We start from the raw sequence: 2434 nt of genomic DNA on the forward strand, positions 1-2434 counted from the left end.
AGCGAATCGAGTACCGGTGATCGACCCGATTGCTCACTCCGGTATCGCTCTGTTGTCGGTTCTGTCTGTTCCTCTGCCTGTCCTCGTAGCTCCCGAGTTCCTCTGGGATGACGACACCATCAGGACGGCGCATCTGGAGTCGGTCATGGAACTGCCGGTCATCAACACTCCGGTGACGGAGGCCGACATCATCAAGGCAGCGACTGATGCGAGCATTACGTCGACGCGCATGACCCATGTGATGGTCCCGCGCGGACTGCGCCAGCGCGCGAACGAGTACACCCGCACCAGTTCGTATTTCCTTGCCACTGCCAGCTGGTAGCGCCACCTGTGCGTGTCTGCTGCTCACTCGGAATCGTTTGTTCTTTCTGTTTTCGCTTCTTCAACCAGACAAAGCTCCGGCGGGCTTCGGGGCTCAGATCGTGTTTCCGCCGGAAGCGACCGTCCTGGCGACTCTGAACACGGCGTCGCTGGAGGACATCGAGCTCGTCGGGTTGAACCAGTCGATCGGCAAGGTGGACCCGGTCCGTTCGCGTGACAACCAGTTGGCAGTCTGAGCGATCATCGCGTTGACGGATTTGTTGTTTGTTTGTGTTGCTCTTGTCAGGGTGCGGCTGTCGTCTTCCTTGTGCACCGGTACGAGAATGGGCAGCAGGCAAAGAAGTGGGCGCGCTCGGCCGTCACCTCGTACCTGCCGAGGACGCCCGCTAGTCTGCCGTCGTCGAAGGTGAAGTGCTTCCCGTTCATCAAGACTGGTGCTCATCCGTACGATCCGAGGCACGAGGGGGAAGCCATTCCGTTGGTCGACGCGTATCGCAACTTCTTGGTCAGATCGCCTGGCCGAGCATGAGTGCGAGCTTGTGTTCTGTCCTTTGGCCTGACCTCCGGATCCCCCCGTTCTCATTCCGCTTGTCGTTTCTCGTTCTCATGTCCTGATCCATCTGTCATCAGATCCGCTGTCGTATGTCGACCAGCCGCGGCACGGAGGGCATCACGCTGCCGTCGTTCATCTGCACGATGGCGATCAACGATCTCGCCGTGGCCGATGGTGCGTCGCTTTTCGTGCCAGATGAGACACCACCGAAGCACCCGTCTGCCTTCTGCCCGCGTCGCCAGTAGCAGACGCGTTCCGGTGCTCGTCTCCTCATCCATCCGACTCTCGTTCTCGTTCCCGTTCCTCGATTCTCGTTCTTCGTTCTCGTTCCTCGCTCCTCGATCCTCGTTCCAACCGCGCAGCATGGCCTCCGTTCCCCCATCCGTACTTAGATAATTCCGCCTTCGCCGCGTGTGAGCCGCAGCTTCGCAGCACCGTCGTTCCCTTCGAAGCGAAGAAGGCGTACCAAGCAGTACGCGAGGAGGTCCAACTGCGTCAACAAGCAGAAGATAGGCGACGCACGCGCAGCGTGCTCACCTTCCCGTGAGCGCCAGCTGATGCATCACGAGTCGACATCAACATCGTCATCATCGTCCGCCTTGCCGCCAGCAGCTGCCGCTGCCACCCAAGCCAGCCCGCGCCAGCGTGATCCGATTCGACCCCATTGTTCTCGTGCACTTCCACACATTGACACGCATTCCACTCACAGCTGAGAAAGCGCTAGCCGCAAAGCAACTTAGACGCTGGCAGTGCCGACTTTCTGTTGACAGATCCGTTAACGGATGGTCGGCACCGTTGACAGATCCGTTAACAGATTTTGACCTGACAGATTGGGCCGATTGGCGAAGTGCCGCGCACCACACTAGTGCACCGACATCGAACTACAGCTCAGATGAGTGTTGAGTGAGGATACTGAGAGAAATCTTTTTCGGTTCGAAAGCGATCTGACATTCCTGGCCTTTCCTAGCTCGCCCGGACTGCCGAAAGCCTCGGCCTGCGGGACCGAAGTGCCAATTGAACCATCGGTTTCTATCTATTTCAATTCTTAGGGTTATTTGGATATCGGACTGGATTCGGGTAGCTGTGCTCATAAACGAATTTCCGTGTGTCGTGGGTGGTTGTCCGATAAGTATTGGGTGTGCTGTATCGTTTGACAGTTGCAGTTAGGGTTACGGCTAACCCTAATGAATCTGTTAACGGATCCGTGAACCGTTCACGGATCTGTTGACGGATTCGATGCCAAATCTGTTAACGGATCTGTCAACGAAACCAACCATTTGATCGCGGATCCGTTAACGGATTTGTGGTCGGCAAGCCCAAAAGAGACGCTTTTGGCCTGTATTGTAACCCATGACCCAAGCACACTCCAGCCTGGAGGCTGGCAAATTACAAAATGCTGCAGTGATTCAGATGTATTGGCAGAGGTTTGCACACAAAAAGAATCTGGCCTGCGCCTCAAAACCGCAACCGCGCTGCACGATTTTCGCTAACCCTTTTTGGTTCACAGATCTGTTAACAGATCGCCTTAGACATCATGACTGGCGTGAAAAGTTCATAGTG

General features: G+C 56.2%; 3 protein-coding genes. All 3 read left to right on the top strand.

What is annotated here, in order from left to right:
- Positions 1-322 (top strand): hypothetical protein (locus P4L78_RS10585; RefSeq protein WP_309328028.1); only part of this gene is annotated, 322 nt, incomplete at its 5' end.
- 37 nt (positions 323-359) lie between these two features.
- Positions 360-557: a hypothetical protein gene (locus P4L78_RS10590; RefSeq protein WP_309328029.1), complete on the top strand. Its 198-nt coding sequence runs from the start codon at positions 360-362 to the stop codon at positions 555-557.
- Positions 558-2224: 1667 nt separating this feature from the next.
- A partial coding sequence (locus P4L78_RS10595; RefSeq protein ID WP_309328031.1) for a hypothetical protein occupies positions 2225-2434 on the top strand: 210 nt, incomplete at its 3' end.

This window comes from Silvimonas sp., from assembly GCF_031291215.1.
GTDB classification, from domain to species: Bacteria; Pseudomonadota; Gammaproteobacteria; order Burkholderiales; family Chitinibacteraceae; genus Silvimonas; species Silvimonas soli.